Origin of the sequence: Mycobacterium mantenii (assembly GCF_010731775.1) — a bacterium.
Classification (GTDB): Bacteria; Actinomycetota; Actinomycetes; order Mycobacteriales; family Mycobacteriaceae; genus Mycobacterium; species Mycobacterium mantenii.
This window is the reverse complement of the sequence record NZ_AP022590.1, coordinates 2,100,240-2,116,091: the sequence shown is the minus strand read 5'-3', so window position 1 is coordinate 2,116,091 and position 15,852 is coordinate 2,100,240. Positions and strand designations below refer to the sequence as shown.

7 protein-coding genes and 1 tRNA gene are annotated in these 15,852 nt (G+C 65.2%); 2 read left to right on the top strand and 6 right to left on the bottom strand.

Translation table 11 applies throughout. The annotated features are described in order from the left end of the window. Window positions 1-25: 25 nt before the first annotated feature. Entirely contained in the window at window positions 26-1,171 is a 1,146-nt protein-coding gene (locus G6N50_RS09535; RefSeq protein WP_083100294.1) for a zinc-binding dehydrogenase, read from the top strand. Window positions 1,172-1,199: 28 nt separating this feature from the next. Here the strand turns inward: G6N50_RS09535 and G6N50_RS09530 are convergent. Next, window positions 1,200-1,273, bottom strand: a tRNA-Cys gene (locus G6N50_RS09530). A 433-nt stretch (window positions 1,274-1,706) separates the two neighbouring features. Here G6N50_RS09530 and G6N50_RS09525 point away from each other — a divergent pair. Further along, window positions 1,707-2,633 (top strand): TPM domain-containing protein, encoded by a 927-nt coding sequence (locus G6N50_RS09525; RefSeq protein ID WP_083100289.1) that lies wholly within the window; start codon window positions 1,707-1,709, stop codon window positions 2,631-2,633. Between the two features lie 14 nt (window positions 2,634-2,647). Here G6N50_RS09525 and G6N50_RS09520 read toward each other — a convergent pair whose 3' ends face one another. The 5 genes from G6N50_RS09520 to G6N50_RS09500 all read right to left on the bottom strand — a co-directional run bounded on the left by G6N50_RS09520 (window position 2,648) and on the right by G6N50_RS09500 (window position 15,779). Then, window positions 2,648-2,953 (bottom strand): hypothetical protein, encoded by a 306-nt coding sequence (locus G6N50_RS09520; protein WP_083100290.1) that lies wholly within the window; start codon window positions 2,951-2,953, stop codon window positions 2,648-2,650. Between the two features lie 55 nt (window positions 2,954-3,008). Beyond that, window positions 3,009-3,389 (bottom strand): heme-binding protein, encoded by a 381-nt coding sequence (locus G6N50_RS09515; RefSeq protein ID WP_083100292.1) that lies wholly within the window; start codon window positions 3,387-3,389, stop codon window positions 3,009-3,011. A 310-nt stretch (window positions 3,390-3,699) separates the two neighbouring features. Next, entirely contained in the window at window positions 3,700-5,058 is a 1,359-nt protein-coding gene (locus G6N50_RS09510; RefSeq protein ID WP_163650832.1) for a DUF7159 family protein, read from the bottom strand. Window positions 5,059-5,167: 109 nt separating this feature from the next. Beyond that, window positions 5,168-5,875 (bottom strand): Type 1 glutamine amidotransferase-like domain-containing protein, encoded by a 708-nt coding sequence (locus G6N50_RS09505; RefSeq protein ID WP_083100062.1) that lies wholly within the window; start codon window positions 5,873-5,875, stop codon window positions 5,168-5,170. After that, the gene (locus tag G6N50_RS09500) at window positions 5,868-15,779 is read right to left on the bottom strand and encodes a BTAD domain-containing putative transcriptional regulator (RefSeq protein WP_083100063.1); all 9,912 of its coding nucleotides are present in this window, start codon (window positions 15,777-15,779) and stop codon (window positions 5,868-5,870) included. The genes G6N50_RS09505 and G6N50_RS09500 overlap by 8 nt, the downstream gene beginning before the upstream one ends. Between the last annotated feature and the right edge of the window lie 73 nt (window positions 15,780-15,852).

The following is a 15,852-nucleotide window of genomic DNA, read 5'->3' as shown; positions in this document are numbered from 1 at the left end:
TCCCGACAGGAACGAGAAACCGACAATGACCGCAGATTTGCCTGACACCGCCCTGGAACTGCGTTCGTTGGTGAGGTCTGATGGCACGCTCGAACTCTCGCTGCACGATGTTGCCGTTCCAGCCCTTGGCCCCAATGAGGTACTGGTGCGCGTCGAAGCCTCGCCCATCAACCCGTCAGATCTGGGCCTTCTGATAGCCAGCGCGGATATGAGCAAGGCGGCGGTCGCCGGCACACCGGAACGTCCCGTCGTCACCGCGCCCGTCGGGGAGGCGGGTTTGAGAGCCTTGTCGGCGCGGCTCGACGAGTCGCTTCCGGTGGGCAATGAGGGCGCCGGCACCGTGGTGGCCGCGGGGTCCCATGAAGCAGCCCAAGCGCTGGTCGGGAAGACGGTGGCCATCGCGGGCGGCGCGATGTATTCGCAGTACCGCGCGGTGGACGCTTCTGCATGCTTGGTCCTGCCCGACGGGGCTACGGCGAGGGACGGCGCTTCGTCCTTCGTCAACCCGATGACGGCACTCGGAATGACCGAAACCATGCGCCGCGAGGGACATTCGGGTCTTGTGCACACCGCCGCGGCGTCGAACCTCGGCCAGATGCTGGTCAAGCTCTGCCAAAAGGACGACATACCGCTGGTCAATATCGTCCGCAAGCCCGAGCAAGCGGAGATGTTGAGGTCGCTCGGCGCAAGCTATGTCCTCAACTCGACGGCACCGTCGTTCGCGAGCGACCTCGCTGAGGCTCTCAAGGCGACATCGGCGACGCTCGCTTTCGACGCCACGGGCGGCGGAACGCTGGCGAGTCAAATCCTGAATGGCATGGAGCAGGCGGCCAACGCGACCGCTACGGAGTACTCACGCTACGGGTCGGCCACCCACAAACAGGTGTACATCTATGGCTCCCTCGATACCAGTCCCACGGTGCTGAACCGAAACTTCGGCATGGCGTGGGGCGTCGGTGGGTGGCTGCTCACCTATTTTCTTCAGAGCGCGGGGGCCGAGACGGTCGGACGACTGCGCGCCCGGGTCGCCGCGGGGCTCACCACGACATTCGCGAGTCGCTACACCCAGGAGGTGTCGCTTGCGGGCATGCTCAATCCCGACGCGTTCAACGCTTACGCTAAGCGAGCGACGGGAGAGAAGTTCCTCGTGACTCCGCACGCCATGCCCTGACTTCGAGTGCGCGCTCGCCGTTCTCTAGTGGAGCGAGTGACGGGATTTGAACCCGTGTGTACGGCTTTGCAGGCCGCTGCCTAACCACTCAGCCACACCCGCACGAATCGTTACCATGCCAGCGGACGGTCTTGCGGCCCAGCGTTTCCCTCGGCGTGAACATTTCGTTGAGCGGCAACGCCCGCGAGGGCGCGAGCGTAAGCGCATTGCGAAAAGCTAAGCCAATTTCCGCGGTGCGCTTACGCTCGCGCGCTCGCGGCCCGCCTACGCTCGCGGGCCGCCGCACCGTCTGTCAGGCCCTTTGAGCCCAGTGTTCGCCGGTCGTTGCGGCGCGATGGGCCGATCCTGCGGATAAACTGGCGGTGTCGGAGTTCCAGGTGCTGCGTTAAAGCGTTGTTCGCAGCGACCGCCGATCGTGAAAGTCGTTGGTGCGCAATGATCGAGTCTGGTGGCGACGCCGATCTGGCCGCGCTGGAAGTCATGCGGTCCGACGAGGATACCGCCGCGGCGCGGTTTGGCGGCTAGATTGATGCGTATGCGAGTGGTTCGCCTATTCGGTGTAGTCGTGTCGATCCTCGTAGCGGGGCTGCTGTGGGCGGCCCCCGCGGGCGCGCAGCCGCCGTCCAAGCTCACCGATCACATCACCGACAGCACCGGGGTGCTGACGGATTCCGGCCGGGCAGCCGTCAGCGCGGCCATCGACCGGCTCTACCGCGATCGGCACATCCAGCTGTGGGTGGTCTACGTCGACAACTTCAACCGATTCAAACCCGACAACTGGGCCGACCGAACCCGCAGTGCCAGCGGGATGGGCGACCACGACGTGCTGCTGGCCGTGGCCACCAACACCAAGCTGTACGCGTTCAGCGTGCCACCGCAGGTGCAGGGTCTGACACCCGCCAAGCTGAACAGCCTGCGCACCAACCAGATTGAACCAGTCTTGGGCGCCAAAGACTGGAGCGGTGCCGCGGTCGCAGCGGCCGACGGGTTGGACAAATCGACAAGCGCGCCACAGCCGGCAAGCTCGTCGAAGCTGGCCTGGTTGCCGATCGCGATCGGCGTCATCGTCATCGTCATCGTGGTCGTACTTGCGCTGCTCTTCTTGCTTTTTCGTGCACGCCGACGCCGGCGCGCCGCCGCGAGTGGCGGATCGATAGCCATTGACGGGCATGATCATTCGGTGCAGCAGGCGTTGTCGACCGCGGAAGCGAGGCTGCGTCAAATCTCCGACTACGCCGTCAGGTATCGCTCCAACCTGGGGTCCGAGGCCCAGGCCCGGCTCGACGAGGCGAAACGGCACTTGGCAGCGGCGCACGGCGCGGAAACGACAAGCGACACCGACGCAATTGCGTATGCCAACAGGGCATCAACGCTGGCCGCTGAGGCGCAGACGCTGGCGAACGCGGACGTCCTGGCAGCGCACCGCACGCCGCGACGACGAGGCAACACGTCGAGCCGATGATCGGGGGGAGCTGGTCAGAAGCACCCGCTCACATGAACCCGCCGGCCGGCTCCGACGCAGACATTCACCGGCGGCGGTGGCGGCGGTGGCGGCGGAAAGTCTTGTGGCAGCGGCGCATACGCGTCGGGCGGCGGGACATTGGCGTTGATCGTATCGGCAACGTTGGTGCACCCGCTCACCGAAACACGCCGGCCGACGCTCGCACAGACGTCCGCATTCGCCATCCCGGCGGGCTGCACGACGGCATACGTCTCAGGGATCGCGGCGAGGGTCAATACCGCGATGCCCCCTGCAGTCCACGACCGCACCCGCACCTTCATCGGGATCTCCTTGCTCTGACCATTGGCGAATTGAGGGCCGCGGCGCGATGATCGCTCAAGGGGTCGCGCCGGCCTGCCCGATCAACGGTGTCCACTGACAACGCTCCCTGATGTCGACCATGGGCTGACGGATGTTCTCAAGATCGGCTTGCTCCTGCGGGTTGGCATCGAAGTACTGCTGCACGGCATCGCGGATCTGATCTTTGGGCCGATCCTGAAGGCCGGTGTAGAAACCGTTCAGGTCCGGATGAGTGAACAGGTAGGCCGAGAGTGACGTCGCGACACCGGCCGCGACGCCGGCCACGTCCCCTGCCGTGCAGTTGGGGGGTCGAGACGCCGGATCAGCCGCGGCGGTCCCCGTGGTAGCGCACAAGAGGGCGCCGGCACCGATTGCCCCGACTAATAGACGGCAGGGGATCAGATCTGCGAGGAACATATTGGCTCCTTTATCCGGAAGGAAAGCTGGCCGGGGCCGACTTTGGGTCGTCGCCCAATTCACCCTCAGTCGAGCGGCAGTTGACATGGTGTTAACTCTGGGCCGGGCCTGCGGTCCGTCACGCGGGCCGAAAGTCACTACTACAACGGCCAACCGTCACCACATGATTGCGATGTTGTCCGCCAAGTGAGGCTTGTGCGGCCTTGGCTCCGCGGCGCGGGCGCATGGCGTGGAAATCGGAGCCGCGAGGTGACGAATGCTATTGCGGTACAAGGCGATAGGGCCTGGAACACGAAGTGCTGGTGCGCGCTTAAAGATGGGGGATGCCAGGCACAGGGATATGCGGGATGGGCACTGCCGGTCCAGCGGGTACCGGCGGACGGAGCGCGGGTATCGGGGGCCCGGGTGGGCCAGCCGGAAGCGGCGCAGCCGGCGCGGGTATCCGGGGTGGTGGCAGGGGCAACGCTGGGGGCGGGGGCGGCAACGCTGGGGCCGGGGCAGCGGGCCCCGGGGCTGCGGGCGCCGGGGCGACCTTCGCCGGTTCCGGTGCAGCCGGTGCGGGTGTGCTGGCAGCAGGGGGCGGCGCAGGTGCAACGGCGTTAGCGCCGATTTGTGGCCGCGTGTCGACATGCGGTCGAATGGCGATCGCCAGCGCGATGACGAGTGCCAGGACCCCACCGACAAACAACCCCAACACGCTCATCGCCACGAGAAACGGCCGGGTGGCCCGCCGCTCGGTCGGCGCGGCACCATAGCCGGTCCATGGCGAGTCGACGTCGCCATCGAAGGTGGGATAGGCGCCGGTGCCGAGCCCGCGAGCGGGCGTGAGGCCAGCCTCTTCGGGATCGGCGCTGTAGGCCAGCGCCTCGGCGCCGCGTTCGACGGTGGCGGGAAAATCCGCGTAGCCGAGACCCACCGCGTGCGGGACTACCGCACCGGTGCCGGGGTCTTGCGCGTACGCAATCGCTGCGGTCGAGGATGAAAACAAAGGTGGATGCGCCGATGCCAACGCCGCGCCCCTGGCCAGTGCCAGCCCCGGCTCCTCCGGGGTGCTGACCACGAGGGAACTGGCCGCCTGCAATTGCGGGGTGATTGCGGCGATGTCGACGCCGTCGGAGCCGACCACGAACAAACCGTCCGGGCGCGGCTCCATCGCTTCTGCACCGGCGGCCATTGCGGTCAACGCGGCCACCGCCTCGTCTTCGTCGTCCGGCAACTCTTGCCGGCGCACATCGGCGACCGAACCGTCGGCGGTGTGTACCACCGCCATCGTTGCGGTGGACGGCTCGACGAACAGCAGGGCGGTGTGCGCGTACCGGGTCGAGTTGCCCACCGTCTGGGTCAGCGAGGCCGCGGCCAGAAAGGCCGAGACCAGCATGACCTTCTCCAGCCTCTGGTCGGCCAGCAAGTCGCGCAGGGCGGCGGCCTGGATGGGGTCCGTCCACGTCACCCCGACCGAGGCCAACGGGCAGCCACTCTCCGCCGCTCCTTCCCGCGTCCCGAGGATTGCGGAGACGACTTGATCGGGTCCGGTCGGATTCGCCGGACCTCGGGCCGAGACCACCGCAAACGTGTCCGTGTCAACGGTGGCGCCCTCGGCGTGTTCCCCTTCGACCAAGACCGCGCGAACCGCCGTGGGCGTCATCGACACACCGAGTACGGTTTCCACCGCGCCCTCCTGCAGGCTTGTCTCGGATCGCCCCCGACGACCAGCTTATCCGCCGCCTAAGGCAGTGGGAACAGACGGCGACTCGCCACTTCCGCGATCTGGCGAAGCATCAGTCGTCCTCGTCCACACGCAGCAGCGAATGCACGATGCGAGCGTCCTCGAAAGTGAAGTTGTGCGCGGGACGGCGCAGGGGTTCGAGGGTGCCATCCGGGTTCACGATGACACCGCCGCCAGAGGGGATTCCGAGCCCGGTGGCGGCTCCCTTCAGCAATTCAACCGTCCGTGATAGTCGCACCCATTCAGCTTGCTCGTCGTGCACGTCGATGATCATGGGGACCAGGCTGAACACATCGAACAATTCGGTCTCGGGGGATTGCGGTGTCGCGGCTATTCCATAGCGTCCGAGCTGGACCGCGCCGGCCGATATGCCCACCAGAATCGCCCCGTGGGCGTAGCGGCCGAGAATCACCTCCTTCATGCCGGTGTCTTCGAAGGTGTTCCAGCCGAGACGCACGTCGCCGCCCGCCAGGACGATCAACCGGGCACGCTTCAGGAAGGCGCGGTCGTCGGGGCCGAATGACGACACGATCATGCGACGGTCGGTGATTCCGAGCCCATCCATTGCCGCCTCGAAGATTTCGTAGAACTCCGGCCGATCCCCGTTGGAGGCACCGATATACGCGGCGGCAACCGGCGCGCCCGGAGCCAAGCCATCGAGGGCCGCCTCCAGGAGCAGTCGGTCCTGTCGGCGCCAGAACAGCAGCTGACTGTCCGCCAGTAGATAGAGCGGTTGAAGTCCCGGGGTCGTCTCAGTCACCGGCGTTGTCAACGAGCGACGTTGGGGGACTGAGCTCGTCGAAGCGCGCGACCGCGGCGTCGAGGTCTGCTTCGTCGAATAGCTCGGATCGATTGATCCGGTCGCCTTCGACCGTCAGAAGATGGATCATCCGCCACTCAGCGACGAAGCCTTCTTGCGCGGTCCCATGCGCGGTGTAGGTGACGACGGCGCTGAAATCGCTGAGACGATGCACCGCCTCGATGTGGACGCTGATATCTGGCATGAGGTCCCAAATGGCGCGGATGTTGGGGAGCAGATCACTCGCATCAATTGTCACGAGCCGCCGATGGTCGATGGTGACCCAGTCCGCCGAGGGGAGTTCGTGCCGGTTGAACGCGGCGCATTCCCGTGCGATGGCCGACCAGACGCGCGCATGCGCGGCCGCTTCGCCGGCGAGGTAGCGTGCGTCGATCTCTTCGAAGGCGGCGTCGATGTCACTGACATCGAACGAGACGTGTGCCGCGATCCGCTCGTCTGTGGTGATCTCGACGACGTTGAGCACGCAGCTGTGGAACGCCTCCGGCCCTTGGTCGGGGCCACACCACCGGGCGCGACTGAGGGCCAGGCGTTCTCCCCGGGTTGCGACAACGTCTGACTTGTCCAGCGTGACACCGAGGTCGGCGGTTGCCCGGATGTTTGCAATCGCGACTTCGCGTTCCTGCGTGCGCCCGGCGTTCACCACGTGCCGCCGATCTTCGCTGCAAAAATCATCAAGCATGGTCGCTGCCATCGCTGCCATCGCTGCCCAGTCGCGGGCATTGAAGTACGCGATGAGGCGTCCGTCGACCCGGCTTGCCGCGTTTTCGAGTCGCCGCGTCTGGGTTTGCAGGTCATCGAAGCGGGCGAGCGCGACTTCGAGATCCGCCTCGTCGAAGATTTCGCAGCGGTCGACCATGCCGTTTTTCAGAGTCAAAAGGTGGACTCCGCGCCACTCCGCGTGTAAGCCCTCCTGCGAAGTCCCAGCCGCCGCATGGGTGACGACCGCTGCCCGGTCACTTAGTCGGTGTACAGCTTCGACATAGCCGTTGAGGTCGGGTGTGAGATCCCAAGCGACACCGAGATCTTTGGACAGATCACCCGCATCTATCGTGGCGTGCAACTGGCGTTCGATGATCACGTAGTCCGGTGCCGCTGGTGGTAATTCGTGTCGGTTGAGCGCGGCGTAGCCCGCCGCGATCACCGACCACGTTTGCGCGTGGGCGGCCGCTTCGCCGGCGATGTAGCGAGCGTCGAGTTCCTCCAAGGCAGCGTCGATGTCGTCGGGATCGAAGAGGACGGCTCCCGTGATCTGTTCGTCGGCGTTGTGCTCAATGACCTGGAGCACATCGAGTTGAGTCGCCGGGTGCTCGGGACCCGCGGCTTCAAAGCGGGTGAGAATGAGGCGATCGCCGCGTGTCGCGATGATGTCCGCTGTAACGTTTCCCAGCAACCCCACATCAGCGGATACTCGCAGGTCTTCGATCGCGGCATCTCGACCGCGCCGGATCCCGGCATTCACCACTCGCCGGCGATCGTCGTTGGAGTAATCGTCGGTGAACAGTTGCGCCATGGCGTCCCAGTCGCGGGCGGCGAACAGCGCCAGGAAGCGCTCGTGCACCGGATTTTTCAGCCGCGGCGACTGTGGGCGGAGCTCCTCGAAGCGGGCGATGGCGGCATCGAGATCCGCTTCGTCGAACAGCTCACTGCGGTTGATCAGGTCACCGTCGAGAGTCAAGAGGTTCACTTCGACCCACTCAGCGTCGAAGCCGTCCCGCGACGTTCCATGCATCGACTGGGTGACGACCGCTCCGAGGTGGCTCAACCGATGTACCGCATCGACGTAGATCTTGGCTTGCGGCGCGAGTTGCCATGTGACATGGATGTATGGGACCAGGTCGCCCTGTGAAAACGCTCGCCCTCGCCGGTGGTCGAGATTCACCCAGCCTGGCGTCGTCGCGGGAAGCTGGTGTTCGTTGAACGCGGCGAAAGCCCGTAACAGAGTCGACCACGTATGCCGATGGGCGGCAGATTCGCCTGCGAGAAAACGTGTTTCGAGTTCCTCGAAGGCGGTTTGAAAGTCGTCAGGGTCGAAAACGACCGTAGCGGTGCATCGGTGGTCGTCGCTGACTTGCACGACGGAAAGCGCCGCAGCTTGGAACGCTGCGGGCAGCGAATCTTGGCTGGCGAAGGTGAAACGGAAGAGCGCGAGGCGCTCTCCGCGGGTCGCAACAACGGCGGCCCGCACATCGGACCTCCAAACCTCTGCGGTGGCCCGCCAATTCGCCATCTCGATATCTCGACCGCGTCGGATTCCGGCGTTTATGCCTCGACGGCGGTCCTCCGAGCAGAAATCTTCATCGATCAGGTCCGCCATGGCATCCCAGTCGTGGGCGGCAAAGTGCGACAGGAATTGCTCAACCGCTCGGCTCGCCCAGTTCTCCAATCGCGCTGCCCGCCGGCTGAGTTCTTCGAACCGTGCGAGTGCGGCGTCCACGTCCGTCTCGTCGAATACCTCGCAGCGGGTGAGTCGGTCGCCGTCGACAATGTGAAGCATCACCAAGCGCCACTCGACTTCCAGGCCATCGGGCGAGGACCCGTGAGCATAGTTGGTGATCACCGCCCCAAAGCCGTTGAGTTGATGCGCTATTTCGATATGCACCCTGAAGTCCGGGGTGAGATCGAAGAGGGTGTGGATGGCTGACGTCATGTCATTGGCGGCAAATGGTGTGCCCCGGCGGTGGTCGATGGTGACCCAGTCCTTTTGGGGAAGTTCATGCCGGTTGAACATCGTGTGCACGCCTGCTATTACCGACCACGTATCTGCGTAAGCCGCTGCTTCGCCTGCGAGGTAACGAGTTTCGAGTTCCGTAAAGGCAGTGTCGACGTCGTCGAGATCGAACGCGATGTGTGTCGCGATGTGGTTGTCGGTGTCGGTCTCGACGATGGTAAGGAACTCGACGTCGAACTCTTGGCCCTGCAGGTCGTGGTTGCGGCCGCGAAGAAGGGCGAGGCGACTTCCGCGGGTCGCGATGACGGTCGACGTTATGTTCGCCCCCGCCTCCGCAATAGCTCGGTGGTTGGCGATGACAACATCGCGACCGTGCCAATGCCCGAAATTCACCATGTGCCGGCGATCGTCAACTACGGTGTCATCTGCCAAGATTCCGGCCACCGCGTCCCACTCGCGCGACCCGTAGTACGCGTATAGCCGTTCACCCGCTTGGCTTGCCGCGTTCTCCAACCGCGGCGTCGGTCGGCTGAGCTGATCGAACGTTGCCAGGGCAGAGTCGATGTCCGCTTCGTCGAAGAGCTCGCAGTGGTTGACCATGTCGCCGTTGAACGCAAGCAGGATGAGTTCTTGCCATTCGGCGTTGAAACCCTCTTGCGAACTTCCCTGCACCACCTGGGTGACGACGGCGCCGACGTTGTCCAGCCGATGCACGGTCTCAACGTAGGCCTTGACGTTTGGTGCGATGTCCCACGTGGCACGCATGTACGCGGTCAGTTCACCGGACGCGAACGCTCTCGCCCGTCGGTGATCAATGTTCACGCAGTCGGGCGCTAATCGGAGCTGTTGGCGGTTCGCTGCAGCGTAGGTCTGTACTACGACCGACCACGTCCGCGCGTGGGCGGCCGCTTCACCGGCGAGGTAGCGCGCGTCGAGTTCAGCGATGGCGGCATCGAGGTCGTCAAGGTCGAACGCGATATGGACTGCCAGCCGCTCACAGGCATCGATCTCAACGACGCTCAGAAACTCAATGTGGAATGCCCCAGATTGCCGGCTATGCCCAACGATGGACGAATGACATAGCGCGAGGCGCTCGCCACGGGATGCGACGACCGCCGATGTGACCTTATTGCCGCCAAGTTCAACAAAGGCGTGACCGTTAGCGATTTCGACATCCCGGCCATGTCGGATGCCTGAATTCACCATGTGACGACGATCGTCGTTGAGCATATTTTCCGCCAGAGCATTTGCCATAGCGCCCCAGTCACGGGTCGTGAAATACGTGTTCACGCGGCCGTACACTTGGCTCGCTGTGTTCTCCCGCCGCAGTACCGGGCTGCTTAGCTGATCGAAACGCGCGATCGCGGCGTCCAAGTCTGTCTCATCGAAAACCTCTAAGCGGTCGATCAAGTCGCTTTTGGTCGTAAGAACGCTGATGGTGCGCGACTCGGCTTCGAAGCCTTCTCGCGAGGTTTCGTGTGTCACGGAGGTGACCACAGCCCCGTGGTCGTCAAGCCGATGTACAGCTGCGACGTAATTGCCTAGGTCAGGCGTGGTGAGCCAGTTGGTGAGTAGAGCAGACACATGTCCCGGCGTAAACGAAAGCCCGTGCCGATGGTCGATATTCACCCAGTCCGGTGTCGTCGCTGGATGCTCATGCCGGTTGAGGGCGGCATATGCCCGCGTGATTGCGGACCATGTGTGCGCATGGTTGGCCGCTTCACCGGCAAGGTAGCGCGCATCGAGTTCCGCGATGGCCGCGTCGAAGTCTTCGAGGTCAAACACGACGACAACCGCGATTCTTTCGTTGGCGTCGATCTCAACGACGTTGAGGGCATCGTTTTGGCTCGTCTCGGGATTCCGTCCGGAGGCGCGAACACGTGCAAGGACGAGTCGCTCCCCACGGATCGCAATTGCGCTCACCACCGATATCGCCATACCGACGTCGGTAGCCGCCTGCAGACCTTGGATCACGGAAGCTCGACCCTGTTGAATCCCGGCATTCACGACCCGCCGGTGGTCGATGGCGTAATAGTTCTCGGCTACGGTGTCAGCCACAGTGTCCCAATTGCGGGCCTCGATGTGCGACCAGACGTGCTCGAAGACGCGGCTTGCCGCGTTTTCGAGCCGCGATGCCGGTCGGTTCAGCTGATCGAATCTTGTGATCACGGCTTCCAGGTCCGCTTCGTCGAATACCTCGCAGCGGTTGACCATGTCGCCTTCGAGCGTGATAACGCTGATTGTTCGCCACTCGGCGTGGAAACCGTGTTGGGAGTTTTCATGTGCCATATGGACGAACACCGCTCCGAGGTTGTTCAGCCGATGCACGGAGTCGATGAAGTAGTTCAGATTAGACGTGAAAGCCCGCGCGGCGCCAAGCAACTCAGGCATTTCGCCGGGTGCGATTGGAGTTCCCCGCCGGTGGTCGATGTTTACCCAATCTGGCGTCGTCGGGAAAAGCTCGCGGCGGTTGAGCGCCGCGAAACCCTGCATGATAATCAACCACGTGTGCGCGTACGGTGCGGCTTCGCCCGCGAGATAACGGGTGTCGAGTTCGGCGACGGCAGCGTCGAAGTCATCTAGGTCGAAGATGACGATTGACGTAATCTCCTGGTCGGCATTGGTTTCGACGATATTGAAGGCTATGTCTTGAGCCGTGTCGGGATCGCGGCCGGCCGCGCACACGCGTGTGAGGGCGAGGCGTTCGCCGCGGATCGCTACAACGTCTTCCATCCATATCGAGAATCCAACATCGGCAGCCACCCGCAGATCCTCGATCACGGTATCTCGACTGCCTCTGTCTCCGGCATTAACGACCCGTCGATGATCGGCACCTGACAGGCTTTCGGAGACTGTCGCCGCGACGGCGTCCCAATCGCGGGCGGCGAAGTCCGACCAGAAGCGTTCGTATACGCGCGTCGCCGTGTTTTCGAGCCTCCGCGGCCCTGGGCGTTCTGCTTCGAGTTGCGCATGCAGCGCATCGAGTTCGGCCACCGCGGCGTCGATGTCGTCGACGTCGAACCACACCTGTAGCGCGATACGACCGTCATGATCGAGGGCGCATATCTGGAGGAACTCGTCGTGGGGTGCCCCGGGGCTCGCGTCACTTGTGCCAACGTCGAGGCGACTCAGGACCAGGCGCTCGCCACGTGCGGCGATCATCACGACTCGGAAGCGCAATCCGTCATCCGCGACCAGTTGCCTTATCTCACTGGGAAGAAGGTTGTCCCGGTCAAAGCTGACCACCTTCCGTCGACTCTCGATCCGCGAGTGGGAGGCGTGAAGGGTCTCGAATTCATCCCATGCATTCCGATCGACAGCAGAGACTACCCGGCGCACCACTCGCATGCACGAATTGTCGGATTCGACCGACGGCTTTTCGGGCGGCGCGGGAATAGAACCGATTTCCTGACCGCCGACTATGCCCCGTGCCCTCTCGGCAAGCGCCGCAGCGCCTTTGCGCTCATACAAATCGACCGCGCGCTCGGCCGCGGCTCGCGCCCCGGAGTAATCGCCGGCGGCGGCCAAAACCGTTGCCAGGGTGCGGCATGCGTCGCCGTGATCAACCAGGGCGTCGGTGCGCTCGGCCAACGCGACCGCGTCTTCGGCCACCCGCCTGGCGGCCTCATAGTCCCCGCCGCGCGCCAGCAGGTGTGCCCGCAACGTCCGCCATGCGATCGATGCCTTCAACGCGTGCCCGGCGAGACACTCACTCTCGGTGCATAATTCGTCCGCCTCGTCATCTTTCCCGAGCGCCAGGCATGCGAGACCCAAGAGGGCGGCGGTCTCGGCGGTGTCGGCGTCCAAGCCCATGCGACGAAAGCCGTTGTAGGCCTTACGCAGATGCGGCTCTGCGGCGGCGGCATCGTCGACGATGAGCTCGACGATGCCGGCGAACTGCTCGACTTCAAGCAGGGCGTGGCGTAGGCCGAGGTCGGTGACCGTCCGCCGCGCCGAGTCGATCATCCGCCGGGCGGCCGCGGCGCGACCGCGAAAGGCCTCCAACACGGCCTGACATCGCGTCGACGTGGCCTCGACGGCGGGGGAGTCGGTCGTGATCCGAAGCAGTCGCACCACGTCGAGACAGCGTCCGCCCGCGCGCGGAACCGGGTTGGGGCCCCACAGCGCCGCGAGCGGCGCGCCCGCCAATACGGCGTTCACGCGCCGGTGTTCACGCGCCCGCCGCGCCGCGGTGAGCGCGTCGTCCAGGGCGACCTCGCAGTCGCCGATGCGCCCGAGGCGAGCGAGGCATGTCGCCCGAACGGTGTGCGCCTTGGCTTCTCCGGCGGCGTCGTCCAACTCGGCGAGTTTGGCCGCGGCCGCGCCCAACCCGGTTTCGACCTCGTCCAGCCGCTCGGGGTGAATCAACATCGAGAGTTGGCCGTCGAAGCACGTTGCCCATGCCGCCAGTCGCGCTGAATTCACTGTTGCGTCTTGCAATTGGGACACGGCACCCGCCGCCGAAGTCACGTCTCCCGCTGCCAACAGGGCTTCGCAACGCGCGACCAACAGTTCGGCGGTCTGTTCGGCGCGGTCGGGCAGTTCGTCGTCAAGCTCCTCAAGCGCGTGCAGGGCGTGATGGTAGAGGTCGGCGGCACCCTCGTAGGCGAGCCGGGCCATCGCCTGATCTGCGGCCCGCCGGCAGTAGAAGACCGCCTTGGCCGCGTTTCCCGCCCAAGCACATTCGTAATAATGATGAGCCAGTTCGGCCAGCAGCTCGTCGTCGACGCCGGGCATCGTCTCCAGGGTCGCGGCGATGTGTTGGTGCAATCGCATGCGCCGCACCGACGCCAGCTCGGCCAGCAGTGACTGCCGGACGATCGCGTGATTGAACCGGTAGAAGCCGCCGGGCTCTTCGATGACGATGCCGGCTTGGCGTGCTTCGTCGAACGCGTCGATGAGGTCGCTTCCGACCACCTGTTCGACCAGCTGCAAGGCAAACCGGCTGCCGATAACCGCGGCAGCGGCAAGGGCTTTGTTGGTCTCGGCTGGGAGCCGAGAAAGTCTGCGGCTCACCGCTTCTCGCACGCCCTGTGGGAGGGTGCTCTGATCCCAGACGCCGCCACTCTCGTCGACATGGCGCAGGGCCTCGATGAGGAAGAACGGGTTGCCGCCCGTGACCGAGGCCAACGCGTGGGCGAGTTCCTCGTCGTCGTAGCCGGCCTCGGCGACGTAGGCCGTCACGTCGTCCTCGTCCAGTCCGCCGAGGGTGAGCCGGTTAGCCGTCCCGTCGCGGTGCAGATCGGCGAGCATCGCGGCGAGGGGATGGGAGCGATCGAGGTCGGTGCTGCGGTAGGTGCCGACGATCTGCACGCGGGCGTGGTCGCCGAATCGCAGCAGATGCCGCAACAGGAGCAGCGTCGGTTTGGCCGCCCAGTGCAGATCGTCGAGGATCAAGACCACGGGTGCGCTCGCGGACGCGACTTCCAGCAGCGCGACGACGGCATCGAATAATGCGTAGCGTTCGGTATCGGGGTCGGGGTGCGCAGGGGGAGTGAGGTCGGGCAGGACATCGGCCAGCCCGGGTGCGAGTGGTAGCAGCGCTTCGACGCCGCGCAGTCCTCTCAGCCGGTCAGCACCCACGCACGGCGCCAGCGAACGTAGCGCCTCGGCGAACGGCTGATAGGGGGCGCCGAGGTCCTCGTCGCACCGGCCGTAAAGCACGACCGCTCCTTGCGCGTAGGCCTGTTGCGACCATTCACCGGCCAGACGCGTCTTGCCCACCCCGGGTTCGCCGGCGATCAGCACGGTGCGCACACCGCCCGCGAGCGCGGTCTGCCACGCCGAAAGCAGCCCCTCGAGTTCTCGGCCACGTCCCACGAACGGCCCCGGCCCGACCAGTACCGCCGGGAAGCTGGGCCGCTCCATCGGCGCTTTGGATGCTTGCGATTCCGGCTGTCCCGCAACGGTTTCCAGTCGCAATTCGAAGACATGCTCGGGGCGCGCCAGGTTTTTCAGCTGACGCATCCCCAGGTCGGTCAGCAGCACGTCGTCGGCCAGCGAGTCGATGACGAGCTCGGCGGTCGCTCCGGAGCACAGGATCTGGCCACCCTCGGCCAGTGACCGCAGCCGCGCGACCCGGTTGACCGCCCGGCCGAAGTAGTCGCCGTCGCGAAGCTCGACCTCGCCGGTGTGCAGTGCCATGCGGACACGGATGGGGTCGGGCAGCGCCCAAGGCTCATGCGTGATCGCGTCTTGCAGCTCAATTGCCGCGGCGGCCCCCGCGGAAGGCCTCTCGAAGACCGAAAACGTCGCATCGCCCTCGCCACGGGCCTTGATCAGCCGGCCGCCCCTCGACGTGACAACCTGTTCGACCAGCTCGTCGTGGCGTGCCAGCGCCCTCGCCATCGCGTCGGCATCCGCCTCCCAGGCGGCTGTAGACCCCTCGATGTCGGTGAGCAAAAAAGTCACGGCGCGCGTCACCGACGGAGCGTGCTGAGCCACAGCGATATCCAGCGAGGCGTCCTGCGCGACGATCGCAGCCTCGAGCCGGCGAAGCTTCGGACCAGGATCCACGCCCAGCTCGTCGGCAAGCAGCGATCGTGCCCGTTGATAAGCGCCGAGGGCCTCGCCTTGCCGGCCGGCGCGGTAGAGGGCGAGCATCAGCTGGCCCCATCGCCTCTCCCGCAGCGGGGCCTCGGCCACCGCGGCCTCGAGATCCCCGATGACTTCCGCGGCGCGACCCGTGGCCAGCAGCGCGTCCGCCCGGTCCTCGACGAGCGCGGCATGGCCCTCGATCCACCGCGTCTTTTCCGATGTCCCGCGCCGGCCGTCGGGAAGTTCGGGAATCCCGCGCCACAGGGCCAGGGCCTCCTCGAACCGCGCCACCGCCTGGCTGGTGTCGCCCGCGGCGGCGGCATCGCGTCCCAGCCGGGCTGCCGCTTGATAGCGCGAGGCGTCAATTTCGCTGTCGGCGACGGCCCACCCCGCCCCCTGGGTCAGAACGAAGCCGTCCCCCAGCGCGCGACGCAGCGAAGAGATGTGGGTCTGCAGAGCCTTGGCGGCGGTGCGCGGCGGGTCCTGGCCCCAGAGCAGCTCGACGAGGGTGTCGGCCGGCACGACGGAACCGTCGTGCAGTCCGAGCATCGTTAGGATGGCGCGCGGTTTCGCGCCCGGTATCGCGACGGGCGCTCCGTCCTGCCGGACCAGGAGTGGTCCCAAAACCCCCAGCTCCACCGATGAAAGCGTACTCACCTCAGCTATCTTCGGCGGCACAATTCAATACTCGGTCAAGATCGGGTAAAGCCAC

Excerpts from the sequence above, each read along its gene's own strand:
- G6N50_RS09535 (WP_083100294.1), top strand. The coding sequence starts at position 26 with ATGACCGCAGATTTGCCTGACACCGCCCTGGAACTGCGTTCGTTGGTG.
- G6N50_RS09525 (WP_083100289.1), top strand. The coding sequence starts at position 1,707 with ATGCGAGTGGTTCGCCTATTCGGTGTAGTCGTGTCGATCCTCGTAGCG.
- G6N50_RS09520 (WP_083100290.1), bottom strand. The coding sequence starts at position 2,953 with ATGAAGGTGCGGGTGCGGTCGTGGACTGCAGGGGGCATCGCGGTATTG.
- G6N50_RS09515 (WP_083100292.1), bottom strand. The coding sequence starts at position 3,389 with ATGTTCCTCGCAGATCTGATCCCCTGCCGTCTATTAGTCGGGGCAATC.